The 15,201-nt window shown below is 38.3% G+C and carries 12 protein-coding genes; 7 read left to right on the top strand and 5 right to left on the bottom strand.

What is annotated here, in order from left to right:
• Nucleotides 1–139 precede the first annotated feature (139 nt).
• Nucleotides 140–685: a peptide deformylase gene (gene def, locus H6G73_RS13980; protein WP_190605426.1), complete on the top strand. Its 546-nt coding sequence runs from the start codon at nt 140–142 to the stop codon at nt 683–685.
• A 297-nt stretch (nt 686–982) separates the two neighbouring features.
• On the opposite strand, the gene H6G73_RS13975 is transcribed toward def, so the two are convergent.
• A complete protein-coding gene (locus tag H6G73_RS13975; protein ID WP_190605425.1) occupies nt 983–1,183 on the bottom strand; it encodes a hypothetical protein in 201 nt (66 codons plus the stop codon).
• An 879-nt stretch (nt 1,184–2,062) separates the two neighbouring features.
• On the opposite strand from H6G73_RS13975, the gene H6G73_RS13970 reads away from it, so the two are divergent.
• The 4 genes from H6G73_RS13970 (at nt 2,063) to H6G73_RS13955 (ending at nt 7,216) form a co-directional block, all read left to right on the top strand.
• On the top strand, nt 2,063–3,562 hold the full coding sequence (locus H6G73_RS13970; protein ID WP_190605422.1) for a sensor histidine kinase: 1,500 nt from the start codon (nt 2,063–2,065) through the stop codon (nt 3,560–3,562).
• Between the two features lie 196 nt (nt 3,563–3,758).
• The gene (locus H6G73_RS13965; RefSeq protein ID WP_190605420.1) at nt 3,759–4,190 is read left to right on the top strand and encodes a response regulator; all 432 of its coding nucleotides are present in this window, start codon (nt 3,759–3,761) and stop codon (nt 4,188–4,190) included.
• 10 nt (nt 4,191–4,200) lie between these two features.
• The gene (locus H6G73_RS13960; RefSeq protein WP_190605418.1) at nt 4,201–5,961 is read left to right on the top strand and encodes a GGDEF domain-containing response regulator; all 1,761 of its coding nucleotides are present in this window, start codon (nt 4,201–4,203) and stop codon (nt 5,959–5,961) included.
• 373 nt (nt 5,962–6,334) lie between these two features.
• A complete protein-coding gene (locus H6G73_RS13955) occupies nt 6,335–7,216 on the top strand; it encodes a hypothetical protein (protein ID WP_190605416.1) in 882 nt (293 codons plus the stop codon).
• 80 nt (nt 7,217–7,296) lie between these two features.
• On the opposite strand, the gene H6G73_RS13950 is transcribed toward H6G73_RS13955, so the two are convergent.
• Complete coding sequence (locus H6G73_RS13950) at nt 7,297–7,842, bottom strand: NADPH-dependent FMN reductase (RefSeq protein ID WP_190605414.1); 546 nt, start codon at nt 7,840–7,842, stop codon at nt 7,297–7,299.
• A gap of 281 nt (nt 7,843–8,123) precedes the next feature.
• Here H6G73_RS13950 and H6G73_RS13945 point away from each other — a divergent pair, with 281 nt between their 5' ends.
• Nucleotides 8,124–8,369 (top strand): hypothetical protein, encoded by a 246-nt coding sequence (locus tag H6G73_RS13945; RefSeq protein ID WP_190605412.1) that lies wholly within the window; start codon nt 8,124–8,126, stop codon nt 8,367–8,369.
• A 16-nt stretch (nt 8,370–8,385) separates the two neighbouring features.
• Nucleotides 8,386–10,281, top strand: coding sequence for an ATP-dependent zinc metalloprotease FtsH (gene ftsH / locus H6G73_RS13940; protein WP_190605470.1), 1,896 nt, complete (start codon nt 8,386–8,388; stop codon nt 10,279–10,281).
• Between the two features lie 400 nt (nt 10,282–10,681).
• On the opposite strand, the gene crtO is transcribed toward ftsH, so the two are convergent.
• From crtO to H6G73_RS13925, 3 genes are all read right to left on the bottom strand, one after another.
• Nucleotides 10,682–12,376, bottom strand: a complete 1,695-nt coding sequence (gene crtO, locus H6G73_RS13935) for a beta-carotene ketolase CrtO (RefSeq protein WP_190605468.1) — start codon at nt 12,374–12,376, stop codon at nt 10,682–10,684.
• 100 nt (nt 12,377–12,476) lie between these two features.
• Entirely contained in the window at nt 12,477–13,235 is a 759-nt protein-coding gene (locus H6G73_RS13930) for an LmeA family phospholipid-binding protein (protein WP_190605410.1), read from the bottom strand.
• Between the two features lie 292 nt (nt 13,236–13,527).
• The gene (locus H6G73_RS13925; protein WP_190605407.1) at nt 13,528–14,910 is read right to left on the bottom strand and encodes a cytochrome P450; all 1,383 of its coding nucleotides are present in this window, start codon (nt 14,908–14,910) and stop codon (nt 13,528–13,530) included.
• Between the last annotated feature and the right edge of the window lie 291 nt (nt 14,911–15,201).

Here is a 15,201-nt window from a genome sequence, read left to right as displayed (position 1 = left end):
TATTGGCTTGATTTTGACAACTGTATCTCCAATGTTATAAATATCTTGGCTTAATTTGCCAGAAACTAAATGTTTATAATAACAATCAGCACCTATGTCATCAAAACACGATATCTGTTGAGTATTACTTTAGTTGAAAATGGCAGAAACATTACCCATTATCCAATTAGGCAATCCCATGTTACGGCAAAAAGCGGCTTGGGTAGAGAATATTCAATCACCGGAAATCCAACAATTAATCGATGATTTAATTGTTTCTGTAGATACAGCGAATGGGGTAGGAATTGCGGCTCCTCAAGTAGCAGAATCATTACGTTTATTTATTGTGGCTTCCCGTCCTAATGCTAGATATCCCCATGCCCCAGAAATGGCACCAACGGCAATGATTAACCCTACAATTGTGGGACATTCCCAGGAAGTTGTCAAAGGTTGGGAAGGCTGTTTAAGTGTTCCGGGAATTCGGGGTTTAGTGCCTAGATATCAAAGGATAAAAGTAGAATATACTGACCGGGAAGGTCAACAGCAAAGGCAAGAATTAACTGATTTTGTAGCACGAATTTTTCAACATGAATACGACCATTTAGAGGGAATGGTATTTTTAGACCGAGTAGAAAGCACTAACGATATGATGACTGAGGCTGAATATCAACAGCGTATAGTTGGTCAACCTCTGACTGTGAAATAGATGCTGCGGGTTGGGTGTCTTACCCGACCTTGTGAATTAAAAACTATTGAAAATATAAGCTATTGTGCATCTAATTTGTATATGGTTAGATTCTATATCTAAGCCTAAAATTTTCTTCAATTTTGACTGGTGATTTGTGAATTTTGACTTGCTGTTGTGCATTTTTAATGCACAACTGTTACCTCCATCAAATCCCCTAACTTCCCTACACATACCAAAAATTGGTAGAGTAAGAAAGTTCTCAAAAAAATTTGTTTACATTGTCGATTATGGATAACGATCTGGGAATATTCCTGATTAGTGCTGGTGTGCTGGTTCTGTATCTGGTGTTGTCGGCATTGACCGAGATGGGAACAAAGCTACCTGGGAAGAAGTAGATTCTTGATTTGTAGCGTTTGGATTTACATCATCAGTTTCCTGCCTTGTCAAGAAATAGCGCATTGAATCAGTTGGTGTTTTAGCTAAATTGGCAGTTGCATGATTGAAGTATGAATTCAATTTTATTGCTCGGATTCAAGGCTCCACTACCGAGTCAGTTGAACTGTGATACCAATTCCATAAAAAAATGCGACAGATGCGTAGATTGGGTTGAACAAAGTGAAACCCAACGTTTACAAGGTTTTAGAGTGTTGGGTTATGCCTTTGCTACGCAACGCTACCGCGAACGGCACACTGCGTGTTCACGCAGTGTCCCGCAGGGATACGTACCTCAAACCAACCTGCATCTGTAACAATCATTTTTTAAATTGGTATGACAGTGCTAAAAGCTCTTGGGTGTCTAAGTTTTTGTTAATGTCTTCACAGTCTTGCATACAGATATATAGCAAATTAATATTTAATTAGTAATATTTGAACTCTATTAGATGAATTACAGCATTAATATATGCAGCAGATGTATTGAACTATCTGGCTTGTTAATCTGATTAATTCTCAACCTAATCGATGGTTTGGGGCTAGTGATGACTGTACCAATATGAACAGTGTCACTAGCACTAGCAATAATTATCACTTTTTTAGATATCTTGAAAGTTGCTCGACAGTATGAGCATTAAACAAATACTGAATTACAAACCCATAACTAGTAACATCACTATTGCTGGTCTAGATAAATACATGGTAGTAATTGCTGTGGTTTATCTGGAATTAGTTAACTTTAGTTTGAATTTCATTACGTATGATGATCTAATGCCAAAGTTTTCTAGGGGGCTGTTTTATCATCAATTTACTAAGGCTTATTGCTAATGGATTTGGTATTGGCGGTATCAGTCCGTTATTCCTAATTCAGCAACAGAGAATTAACTAAAAGATGTTCATTGTTGTTCTTAGCATTTAGGTATTTTACTAGCTTATTCTCAAAGAGGCTGGATGCAGGTATTCATGAGTTCGGATCTTGGTAGGGTTACTAGTCGCCGTTCTTTGCCTGTAGTGATTAGCATAATGATGGTGACTACAGGAATAGTAATTTATGCACTCCACAAACAAGTAATTTCCGTAGAAAATGCTATTTTTGTTCAAGCATGTATTCATCTTTTCATCCTATTGGCAGTAATTTGGGTGAATGCAAGGTATGTAAATTTCTTAGTACAAACCCATTGCTTACTCAAACAGGTGTTGTACCAACTCCTAAGTACCTACTTAGTTTATGCAAATTTCAATTTTGCCCATCAAAATATCAATCATGAATGCTTACGGCTCAATAGTCAGAAACTAAACAAAACCAATCTTCAGCAATGTTCATTTCCAGATTCTAAACTATGTTATATAGGAGCTTGGTTTCAAGAATTGGCAAACAACATTCATGAAGTTTTTCATATTGTTTCTGCTGATTTAACTCGAACTTTATATATTAGTCCGAGCTATCAAGAGGTGTGGGGAAGAAGCTGCGAAGGCTTATATGAAAATACAAAATCTTGGTTGGAGTCGATTTATATAGAAGACCAAGAGCGATTGGTCAAGGCCTGCGATCGGTTGATCCACGGACTACCTTTACTGGAAGAATATCGCATTGTCCGCCCTAATGGAGATATTCGCTGGATTTTTACACGTTTATTTCCTATTTACAACCAATCTGGTGAAATCATTCGTCATGTCGGTATTTCTGAGGATTTAACTGACCAAAAACAAGCCGAAATAGAAATCAGAGAACTTAATGAAAAACTAGAGCAAGGTGTACAGCAGCGGACAGCGGAATTAATTACTGCTAACCAAGAACTAGAATCTTTTTCCTATTCAGTTTCTCACGATTTACGGAGTCCTTTACGTAGTATTGATGGCTTTAGTAAAGCTCTACTAGAGCGGTATCAAGAGCAATTAGACGAAAAAGGGAAACACTATTTACAGCGAATTCGCGCCAGTACAAAGCGCATGAGTGAACTGATTGATGATTTGTTACTCCTATCTCAGGTCACTCGGAGCCAAATCAGACGTACTCAGGTCAATTTAAGTGCGATCGCCCAAGAAATTGTTCAAGAACTCAGCGAAAATTATCCAGAACGACGAGTAAATTGGCAAATAGCTCCCAATTTGATAGTAGAAGGCGATCGCCGATTGTTGAGAATTGTCGTAGAAAACCTCCTCAACAATGCGTGGAAATTTACAACTGGTCAAATCACTTCACAAATTGAGTTTAATTGCTTAACTCTAGATTCTCCAGAGGGTTCCTACTTAGCTTACTTTGTCCATGACAATGGAGTTGGCTTTGATGAAGCTTATGCCAGTAGACTCTTTCAACCCTTCCAACGTTTACATACAACAGATGAATTTCCGGGAACAGGTATAGGGCTAGCCACCGTCCAAAGAATTATACACCGCCACGGTGGTCATGTATGGGCAAATGGCATTGTCAACAAAGGTGCAATTTTTTACTTTACTTTATAAAGTTGCTCTTCATCTTTAACCAGAATTATAAAAATTTGCCACAAAATATTACCTTTGTAAAGATACCTTCAAAAACGGGAAATTTACGGTAGTATAACTTCAAATAATCTTCACTAAAACTTAGTTGAAATGCCCTTGCTACAGAGGTTTTAGCCATTTTAGGATTAAGAAAAACATAGGAAAAGTATAAACTAGAATGGCAGCAAAAAATACACTATTGCTTGTTGAGGATAATCTGGATGAGATAGAATTAGCTTTATTGGCATTTGAGCAAATGGGACTGAGAGAAAACATAGTGATTGCCAGAGATGGCGTTGAAGCAATCAACTATCTATTCTCAGAAAACTTAAAGTTGGAACCCCTTCCAGTCCTAATTCTGTTGGACTTGAAACTACCTCGGATTGATGGGTTGGAAGTGCTGCGGCAGATTCGATCTAATGCTCGGACCCAATTCTTACCTGTTGTAATTTTGACGACATCAAATGAAGAGAGCGATCGCCTGCAAGGATATAGTTTGGGTTGTAATAGTTATATCTGTAAGCCAGTAGACTATGACCAATTTGTCCATGTCATCCAACAGCTAGGAATGTATTGGTTGACCATCAATAGTCCTCCTCCTACCCCATAAATATATCCCTATGACAACTCATCAAATTAAAGTTTTGATTATTGAAGATAATTTGGATGATGTGGAATTATTGGTATTGGAGTTGGAATCTGCAAACTATCAAGTGGTATATGAACAAGTAGAAACCGCTCAATCGCTCATAACTGCTCTTAAATACCAGCAATGGGATGTCATCCTTGCAGATTATTCTATGCCTAAATTTAGTGCGATCGCAGCACTGGAATTAGTCAAACGCCAAGAAATAGACACCCCTTTTATTGTGGTCTCCGGTTCCATTGGTGAAGAAATAGCAGTGCAATTAATGAAAGCTGGAGCACATGATTATCTGCTCAAACAAAACTTGACTAGACTAGCTCCAGCTATCGAAAGAGAATTAAGAGAAGCAAAAATGCGCTCAGAAAGGAGACTAGCCTTAGAAACAATTGAATATTTAGCCTTTCGTGATGAACTCACAGGTCTACCCAATCGCAACGCCTTCTTAAATATTCTGCAAGACAAAATAAATAATGCCCAACAGGATAACCTCATCTTTGCAGTGGTTTTTCTCGACATAGATCAATATCGCACCATCAAATATGGTTTTGGTCATCTCAAAAGTGAACAACTATTAGTAGAAATTGCTAAACGTTTAGAAAAGCAACTACGTCCTGGAGACTGTTTAGCACGAGTCGGTAAAGATGAATTTGCCTTTCTGTTAGGCAACCTCCCAGATGTCAGTGCCGCAGAAGCCCTTGCCAATCAAGTACATCAAGTCATCGACCCTCCCCTCGACCTCCAAGGCTTTGTCATTTACGCTTCCGTCACCATTGGTGTTGTTGATTCCACCATTGGTTTTGTTGGACCAGAAGATTTTTTACGAGCAGCAGAAATTGCCAACTACACAGCTAAAAAAAACGGCATTCAATCCTACTCCACAGTTATTTATACCCAAAATATGCAAAAAGAAGCCTTAGAACGGTTACATATGGAAACCGAGTTGAGGCTAGCAATATCTAATCAGAATTTACAGCTTTTTTATCAGCCAATAGTTTCCTTAGAATCTTGGGAATTAGTCGGTTTTGAAGCCCTCATTCGTTGGCAACATCCACATCTTGGATGGATTTCACCATCCCAATTTATTCCCTTAGCCGAACAAACAGGATTGATCATACCCTTGGGTGAATGGATTTTAGAAGCTGCTTGTCGTCAATTAAATATATGGCAGAAAGAACTCCTAAATTACTTACCTTTAACCGTATCAGTTAACTTATCTGGAGTACAATTAAACGAACCAGAAGTAGTACCAAAAATCATCGAAATTCATCAGTCTCTAGATTTACACCAAGTAAAACTAAAATTAGAAATTACAGAAAGTAAACTGATGAATAATCGCCAGAAGGTGATTCCTAAATTAGAAGAATTGAGGGCAGCAGGAATTCAAATTAGCATAGATGATTTCGGTACTGGTTACTCTTCTCTTTCCTACCTACAAGATTTACCCATTGATACCTTAAAAGTTGACCGTTCATTTGTATCAGGTATTGGTAAAGATGAACGTAACTTAGGTATTATGCAAGCGATTATTACCTTAGCGCAAACATTAGATTTAGATGTCATAGCAGAAGGTTTAGAAACAATTAAACAAATGGATAGTTTACGATTTTTGGGATGTGATTATGGGCAAGGATATCTTTTTTCTCCGCCAATGCCAGCCCATCAAGTACCTAAATGGTTAGAAAGAAATAAAAATGTCAATCACTTTAAATTAAGAGCTTTAAATCAATCTATTTAGTATATATTTGACAATTTTCTCCTCTTTAGAAGATTATTATTTGTATTTTAATTACATGTAAATTCCATGTATTTACCTATGATTAGTCCCATGATTAATCAGTGTATTTATCTACAATGAAACTTGGACAAATAGTTGAATCATTCTTTTCAGAGATATAGATTTTTTTTATATTTCCTACAAGAAAATCAATCAAAATATAGAAAAATATAACCATAATTCTTGTAAAAGCTTCTATAATCCGATTTACAGCAGATTACAACTGAATAAGGTCAAAAATCTCCGCAAAAGTCAGATTCAACCAGGGTGAATAGCCTGTTCACCGTTCCCTGCTGTAATCACATAAATCTGTCAGAATACCAAGTTGTTGACCATGAGAAATGTTCACTATCGCCTTTGGGTAATTGTGCTATTTTTTGCTGCCTTTATTTTTGGTGGGCAGAAGATTACCTTAGCAGAAACACAGAACGATATACCAATTTCCCACACCCAAATAGCCCAATTAACTTTGCCCCAAAATGTCAACGAATACTTTTTGCAATATCAACCAGAAACTTATAAAACCTTAAGTGAAACTTTAGCCGCAGGGATTGAAGATGCCAAGAAGCCAGAATTAAATGAAGTAGTCAATAATTTATTAGTATTGTCACCAGACAATCCGAAAATTAAGTGGAGAAATAACAACGGCAAAATAGAGTATTTAATGTCTACTTGGAAATATACAGCTAATCCTATTGGAGATTGGCCAGTTGGTACAAAAAAATTGATTAAATATCAAACCTGGTTTACAGCTGTACCCGAAGTGAAGGAATTCTGCCAGCAATTTCAACTAGCAGATGCTCAAGTCCCTGACAATATCGAATTAGCTTTAAGATTGCAGCAGTATTTAGGTCTGATTTTAAACAAATATGCCAACAAAACCCATTTTGTAGAAATGTGGGTAAAAGGTGAAGATTTAGTCAGACCTTGTATTGATCCCGAAATAAACGATTCTAGTTGTAATGTGTTCCCTGTTCCTGTTCCTGATAGCAGTTCTCTAGTCAAAGCTATCTACACAAATTCCTACAGCAACGCAAGTTTAGAATATTATCCTTGGACTGGTTTAGGTTATACCTACGACTGGGGAAATCCTCAAAAACCCCATGCAGGTGCCAGTGAGTTCATTATTAACCCCACCCCAGAAACACCTGTAGAAGTGGAAATTGCTTCGGTTACACCAACACAGGAATATTGCCAAAGTCAAGTTTTGCACTAAAGTATTTTGTGTGATCAAAATGGGTTGATTTGATCAAGGGAGAACTGACATCTAATTTGTCCTCCCATTTCTACCTATTTCTAATTAAATCCCCGTAATTTTCGGGTGTTATCAACTAAACTTTGGGCAAATTGATCAAACCGTTGAGATAGTTTTTCATCTAGCAACTTACCTTCAGGGCTGAAGGCACTGTAAGCTTGTCCAATAGCTATTTGTTCAGGAATTACCCAACCGTGTACCCATCTCATAATGATACGTAAGTCATTGAGAGCATTGCTATTAGATTGACCACCTAAAATGCTGATGAGTCCGGTAACTTTACCAGATAATTCGTCAAAACTGAGCAAGTCAAGGGTATTTTTGATTACGCCACTAACACCACCATGATATTCTGGGGTGGCTAAAATTAGTCCATCTGCATTGCGAACGGTATCACGTAGTTTCTGTACATCTGGATATTCTGGATATTCTTTCGCACCTGTGCAAAATGGCAGTTGTATTTGTCTCAGGTCAATAATTTTGACTTCTGCCCCTAAAGCTGCTACTCTTTGTGCTGCTATTTGCAGTCCTAATTGAGTGTAGGAACCAGGCCTTAAACTTCCTGCAATACCCACAATTTTTACCATAATTCACCTACCAAGCTAGTTTGTTAAAAAGCGAAGTCATTATGACTATGCTTAGTATAGCCTATTGATTACGAAATATGTCAAATTCCACTGTTTAGTGATACTGATGTGATGTATCCAGTTTTTCTCAATCATCCCAAAAAGGAAATACGTGGGCATGATTTGCCTTGGCAGTTAGACTAGAACTAATGGCTAAATGACAGGTGGTAAATTTTGACGAAAAGAAGAAAGCTTAATGATATCTGGCTCAAAAAGGCTGATGGGGAATGAAGTGAGAGAAAGTGGACAAACTAGCAGTTGATGAATTCCCAGAGATAGTTAAGATTTATCTATCTGGGCATAAATTTAATAAACTCAATCGACTAAATAAACCACCCAGAGAGTTACGACTTGTGGAGAAGAGCATCCGGTCATTTGACCAACTCTTAACGGAATGCTGGAATTTTCGCCAGGTTTGTACTGTTGAGGTAGAAGCTATGGCGGGAATAATTGATGGGACGGGGATTTTGCCCAACGTGGGTTTATAGAGAAAGGGTATTGATGATGACGAAGTTAGGGAAAAATTTATTGATGGAAAAGCGATCGCCCAAAACAGCTGCTTGGACGAGAGCATTAGCCGCAAGTTTAATCATGTTACCAGGAATCCTGGTGGGTACTCCGGCTTTGGCGCAAAAAGTAGACCGTGAACCTTTAACCTATGGGGATCTACTGGAAAAAACCGAAAAAGGGGAAGTACGAAAAGTTGAACTTGATGAAACCGAACAGTTAGCTAAGGTGTATTTGGTGGGACAAAAGCCAGATGCACCACCGATTCAGGTGAAACTGTTAGACCAAAACACAGAATTAATCAACAAACTCAAACAGAAAAACGTTGATTTTGCGGAGGTTTCTTCGGCTAATAGTCGGGTAGCGGTGGGTTTGTTAATTAACCTGATGTGGATTTTGCCTCTAGTGGCTTTAATGTTGTTGTTTATCCGTCGTTCCGCTAATGCTTCTAGTCAAGCCATGAATTTCGGTAAATCTCGCGCTCGTTTTCAAATGGAAGCGAAGACTGGGGTGAAATTTGACGATGTAGCTGGGGTGGAAGAGGCGAAGGAAGAATTACAAGAAGTAGTCACCTTTCTCAAGCAACCGGAACGATTTACGGCGGTTGGGGCACGCATTCCCAAGGGTGTGCTATTGGTTGGGCCACCGGGTACAGGGAAAACTTTACTAGCAAAAGCGATCGCTGGGGAAGCAGGAGTACCATTTTTTAGCATTTCTGGTTCTGAATTTGTGGAAATGTTTGTGGGTGTTGGTGCTTCTCGTGTGCGGGACTTGTTTAAAAAAGCTAAGGATAATGCCCCTTGTTTAATATTTATCGATGAAATTGACGCTGTTGGTAGACAAAGAGGGGCAGGGATTGGTAACGGTAATGATGAACGGGAACAAACCCTCAACCAACTGTTAACAGAAATGGATGGTTTTGAAGGCAATACAGGCATTATTATTATTGCTGCCACCAACCGTCCTGATGTGCTAGATGCAGCCTTGTTGCGTCCAGGGAGGTTTGACAGACAGGTGATAGTGGATGCACCTGATTTGAAGGGAAGATTGGAAATTTTAAAAGTCCATGCGCGCAATAAGAAGATTGATCCCAGTGTATCTATAGATGCGATCGCTCGTCGTACCCCTGGGTTCACCGGTGCAGACTTAGCTAATTTGCTCAATGAAGCTGCAATTCTCACCGCTAGAAGACGTAAAGAAGCCATTACCAACCTGGAAATTGACGATGCCGTAGATCGAGTGGTCGCAGGGATGGAAGGTACAGCTTTAGTTGATAGTAAGAGCAAGCGTTTAATCGCTTACCATGAAGTCGGACATGCCTTAGTGGGGACTTTAATTAAAGACCACGACCCAGTCCAAAAAGTGACATTAATCCCCAGAGGTCAAGCACTAGGTTTAACTTGGTTTACCCCCAACGAAGAACAAGGCTTAATTTCCCGTTCCCAAATATTAGCGAGAATCACCGCTACTTTAGGCGGTCGGGCCGCAGAAGAGGTAGTCTTTGGTAAAGCCGAAGTGACCACAGGTGCAGGGGACGACCTACAAAAAGTCACCAGTTTAGCCAGACAAATGGTAACTAGATTTGGTATGTCTACCCTAGGCCCACTGTCCCTAGAAAACCCCAACGGAGAGGTATTTTTAGGTCGTGACTGGATGAATAAATCCGATTATTCTGAAGAAGTCGCCGCCAAAATTGATAAACAAGTCCGGGAAATAGTTAACAACAGCTACAACAAAGCCAAAGAAATCCTCCAAGAAAATCGGCTAGTGTTTGAGCGTTTGGTTGATTTATTAGCGGAACAAGAAACAATTGACGGAGATTTATTCCGCAAAATTGTAGAGGAAAACACCACAACTCAAACTAGTGATGAAAAGTTAGCTGTCACTAGTTAGACGACAGCAAAACCTGTTTTTCAGTGGGATTGGACTTTTTCCCCTGAAAATTTTCTCTAAATGCACCAATAAATCTAATCTGTAGTGACGTGGCAAGCTTAAATTAGTGCAAAAATATATTTCTTGTGGTGTGGGCATCTTGCCCGCACCGGACGGGCTAGAGAGCTTATCTCACAAGAGAGTTTTAATGCAGCATTTTAGTCTAGACACGCCACTACAATTTTTTTGCATCATTGTAGTAGTGTCAGTCCGCTACTTTTTGATTAACTGAACTGTATACAGCAGATTGCAAGTGTATAATTTATACACATGAATAATCTAACTCTTGTGGTGCGGGCATCTTGCCCGCTATAGTTGTGCTTCACTTAAATGAAATTTGCTGTAACCTCATTTACCACATTTATCCAATTTTAAACACCGACTCCACAGTAGACTTAATTGAATCCCGTGCATCCCTCAAAGTCTGAGTAATAGGGTGCTTAGTCTGTAAAAATACTCTTGCACAATTACGCCCAGGCATTCCCGAAATAGAACCACCAGGATGTGTACCCGCACCAGTTAAAAATAAATTCTCAATGGGGGTTTTATAATTCGCTAATTCTGGTAAAGGTCTAAAAAATACCATCTGATCTAAGGTCATATCAATATGATAATAATTCCCCTTATAAGAGCCTAATCTTTCTCCCAACTCGGCGGGGCTTTCTACTCTTCTAGCAATAGTTGCTTGTTTCACATTTGGGGCATAAGTTGCTAATTTATCCACTACTCTATCTGCCACTTTATTTTTCAATTCATCAGTCCAACCTGTTCCTTTTAACCCTGTACCCTCAGCCCCAGCAATTTGATACGGTGCAAAAAATTCAATCCAGACTGTATGTTTGCCTGGAGGTGCTAAAGTAGGGTCAAGGGCGCTAGGCATAACCACATACATGGAAGGATCAGAATCAGGAATTTCTCCTAATGTACATTTACTGTGAGCTTGTTCTACATGGGCAACAGAATCAGCAATTAAAATTGAACCAATTAAATATTCATCTTTGTGGTCATGGTAAGGAAAATGCAGGGGTTCATCTAACGCTAAATCTATCTTAAGAATAGTTTCATTATTATTAACGATACGTCGTTCTAATCTTTCCCATAAATCAGGTGCCACTGCATCAATATCACTTTTATCTGTCATTCTTAAAAATAGCCTTTGGGCATCAATATTAGAAATTACACCATATTTAGCCCGGTATTCTACCCCACCAGCTACCCTAACACCCACAGCTTTAGCATCATCAATTAATACCTTTTCCACTTGCTGGTCTGTGAGAATTACACCACCTTTACTCGTGACTAAATTCACCAATGCTTGAACTAATGCACCTGTACCACCACGGGGTCTAGTCATACCAGGATTATGGCGCATAGCCATCATAATTGCCCCAATGGCAATGGTTTTTTGTGAAGGTGGCGCACCCAATTCTGATGCTAATCTAGCTAAAGGTGCTTTGAGAAATTCTGAATCAAACCACTCGGTCAGTAAATCTTCTGCACTAGTCATCATATTCCGCACAAAATCTAGTGTTTTGGTGGGAGAACCAATGACAGAAAATAAATCTTTTAATTTAGTAATATCGTAATTACCGGCTATATCTATAATTGATTTGGGTGGAGCATTAAACATGGGAATCATCGCCCCTAATGCCCTTTGCCAATAATGAGTAAATTCCGCATATTTTTGGGCATCACGTTCACTATACCGAGCAATTTCTGCACAGGTTTTTTCCAGAGATTTATGTGCTAAGAAATATTTACCGTCAGGATGGGGACAAAAGGCGACAGGATCACAATCTAAATATTCTAAACCGTATTTTTTGAGTTCTAATTCTTCCACGACTGGCCCCAGGTGGATAAATTCATGGTCAATGGCGCATAAATTAAATTTAAATCCCGGTGCTTGGTCTGGTATACATTCTTCAGTTGTGGCTGCACCACCGGGAACAGAACGCTTTTCTAGTAGTAGAACGCTATAACCAGCTTTAAGCAAATAAGCCGCGCACACTAAACCATTGTGTCCAGCACCAATAATTACAACATCATACTCTGGCATCATCGTGTTTATATCAGAAGGTCGTTTTTTTGATATTAAAAGATTTTGCTTAAATTTACATCATACAGTTGTAAAAAAATACTGATGATGATGAATATTTTTATGTTGAAGATAAGGTATTGACTATTGGTGGAATTTGTTTGACTATAGCTTCTACTATCAGTATTAATTTTTTCTCAGCAATGGTTATGTCTTTAATCAGCAATCCTATATCGTGCCATTGAAAATAACTGAGATTGATTAATTCTTTTATTTTCTGCATTAAAGCAGTAATTAAATCTAGGGATATACCTGTTTCTTGTAAGCATCGAAAATCTTTAAAACTGGTATTGCTAGCATGAAGAGGCGGCTTAATAATGGCAGTATATTCTAAATTGTGACTTTGGAGATTTTCCGTCATCAAAATTTCACCATTACATTCTATTTCTTGGTTATCACCTAAGGATATCTGTATTTTTTTGAGTTGAAATTTTACAGGTTTACCATCTAAGCATAGTTCCATATCTTGTGTATATATAAATTCTGAATTGAGAGCAAGGTTAATATCAGCTTCTGTAATGACGATTTTCGCCATCGCATTAACTGGGGCATTGAGTTGAATTTGCCCAAAAATTACACTGAGAGGATTGAAGTTAATACTATCTGTTTGTAGATGAATTTCTTGGACGCGAATTTGGTCTTGAACTACTAAGCCTTCCCCTGCTAGAGAAACAGCATCTAGCTGTCCTTGAAAGATTTTGAGAATATCAGTTTGCACATCAACTCTAATGCTGTCTACTTGGTCTAGCTGACTAGAAAGTCTACGTTCTGCTTCTTGAGATAAGAGTCTTTCCGGAAATTTTTGCTGGTCTAATGACATAATTTTTTACTTACCTCCTATGGTGATACAAGCTAATGTATATCTTGGATACTCAGGAGAGTATCTATAAAAGGATATATGCCCGGTAGTAATTATCAACAAGGCAAGATTAAGGATACAGAAAATAAAATGCAGAATAAATAGTTATTTGATAGTTATGGTCAATTTTTTAGCAAATCTATAATATTTTAATTATTTATTTGATCAATATTATTGTTAGGGTTTAGCAATGCTAAACCCCTACTGATTCATCAATGCTTTTATAGATATCAAAATCAGTTTGATTTCAACATTAAATTGTCACCGCTTCTAAAATCTGGGCTTTTTGCTGACGACGATTTTTGATCACCATTTGAATCGGTCTATCGGGTCCTGTGACTAAACCACGACGTTTTGGTTTAATTTCACTCTGGTTAACCAGTTCTAACTCCCAATTAGTCAGAATTTTGGCAAGTGCTAATTTCATTTCAAATTGGGCAAATGCTAGACCTATACAACGCCTTGCACCACCCCCAAAAGGTAGAAATTCATAGGGTGAAAATTGTTTTTCTAAAAAGCGTTCTGGATTAAATTGCTTAGAGTTAGGGTATATATCTTCTCGATGGTGAGTTAGGTAAATTGAACCCATCACCACTGACCCTGGTTCGAGTTCATGACCACACAATGTTATAGGCTTTTTCACCCTTCTCGGAAAGGTCAGCATTCCCACAGGATAAATCCGTAAGGTTTCGTTGCAAACAGCGGTGAGATAGGGTAGTTTAAAGATGGCGTTGACATCTGGATTTTCCCCTAAGCTATCTAGTTCTTGTAGTAGTTTTTGACGTACTTGGGGTAGTTTATGAATCCAATATAAGGCCCAAGCAATAGCTGTAGCAGTGGTTTCATGACCTGCTACTAACAAGGTCATTAATTCATCCCTTAATTCCACATCACTCATGGGTTGACCATCTTCATCTCTGGCAGCCATAAGTAAACTGAGGATATCTGTACGTGATGGGTCTGGATTTTCTCGTCGTGCTTGAATTTCTTGATACAGAAGTTGGTCAGCTAATTCTTGCCGACGGTCTTGCAGTTTGAGAATTTGAGAAATACCAATCGCATTTTGTAAAGCAGGAAAATATAATAATGCGACTCTCCAAGCTGCACTACCCACTTCTATAATTTCACACAATAATTTTTGGATTTTTTCTGCCCTCTCCCCTTCATAAAGACCAAAAACAGCTTGCATCATCACGCTGAGGGTGATTTCTTGGCTAACTGTCCGCGCATTCCAAGGTTGATTAAATTGTTGTTTGTTAATGGCTTTCTCAGTCACCTCATTAATAACATCAGCATAAGTTCGCATTCTTTCCCCATGTAAGGGAGGCATCAACAACTGACGTTGGCGCTGGTGTTCTTTACCACTTTGGGAAATGACCGAATTTTTACCTAGTAAATATTCAAAAATATCGTTTAAATCTCCTGGTGCTTCTAACTCTTTGGTATCATTAGTTAATACCTCTTGCATTGCCTCAGGACTATGGATAAATATGAGTGGAGGTAAATTTCTTTGCAGCTTGAGAGTAAAAATGTCTCCGTAAACTTTGGCACATTCTTCCATGTAGGTCATGGGTCTAAATACCCAGTTTAGCATTTGTACTGTAGCTGAGGTTTTGGGTCCAGTTGGTAGAGGCATAAGATTTTTCTGTGAGGAATCTATGTTCATTGATTCTAAATTTCTCAGTGAATTTAGAATTAGATAATTACAGAACTAGTATATACAAAATATGCTTATACACAAACATATACATCCATAGTGATACTTTCTCAGAAAAATTGATTAAACTTTAAAGCCAAAATAAAAGTTTGTATTGATATTGCAGATAAATATGTCCTCTGGATTACTATTACATAAATTTTATAGACAAAAGATATTTAATTATGTCTTAGCAATAGGCAAGCAAGGTTAAGGATATGGAAGTGGCAA

Source organism: Richelia sinica FACHB-800 (assembly GCF_014698825.1).
Classification (GTDB): domain Bacteria; phylum Cyanobacteriota; class Cyanobacteriia; order Cyanobacteriales; family Nostocaceae; genus FACHB-800.
The sequence above is the reverse complement of the archived record's forward strand: the minus strand, read 5'-3'. Positions and strand labels throughout refer to the sequence as shown.

What these genes read in the sequence shown, in the direction of transcription:
- def (WP_190605426.1), top strand. Translation starts at nt 140, where the DNA reads ATGGCAGAAACATTACCCATTATCCAATTAGGCAATCCCATGTTACGG.
- H6G73_RS13970 (WP_190605422.1), top strand. Translation starts at nt 2,063, where the DNA reads ATGAGTTCGGATCTTGGTAGGGTTACTAGTCGCCGTTCTTTGCCTGTA.
- H6G73_RS13965 (WP_190605420.1), top strand. Translation starts at nt 3,759, where the DNA reads ATGGCAGCAAAAAATACACTATTGCTTGTTGAGGATAATCTGGATGAG.
- H6G73_RS13960 (WP_190605418.1), top strand. Translation starts at nt 4,201, where the DNA reads ATGACAACTCATCAAATTAAAGTTTTGATTATTGAAGATAATTTGGAT.
- H6G73_RS13955 (WP_190605416.1), top strand. Translation starts at nt 6,335, where the DNA reads ATGAGAAATGTTCACTATCGCCTTTGGGTAATTGTGCTATTTTTTGCT.
- H6G73_RS13950 (WP_190605414.1), bottom strand. Translation starts at nt 7,842, where the DNA reads ATGGTAAAAATTGTGGGTATTGCAGGAAGTTTAAGGCCTGGTTCCTAC.
- ftsH (WP_190605470.1), top strand. Translation starts at nt 8,386, where the DNA reads ATGACGAAGTTAGGGAAAAATTTATTGATGGAAAAGCGATCGCCCAAA.
- crtO (WP_190605468.1), bottom strand. Translation starts at nt 12,376, where the DNA reads ATGCCAGAGTATGATGTTGTAATTATTGGTGCTGGACACAATGGTTTA.
- H6G73_RS13930 (WP_190605410.1), bottom strand. Translation starts at nt 13,235, where the DNA reads ATGTCATTAGACCAGCAAAAATTTCCGGAAAGACTCTTATCTCAAGAA.
- H6G73_RS13925 (WP_190605407.1), bottom strand. Translation starts at nt 14,910, where the DNA reads ATGCCTCTACCAACTGGACCCAAAACCTCAGCTACAGTACAAATGCTA.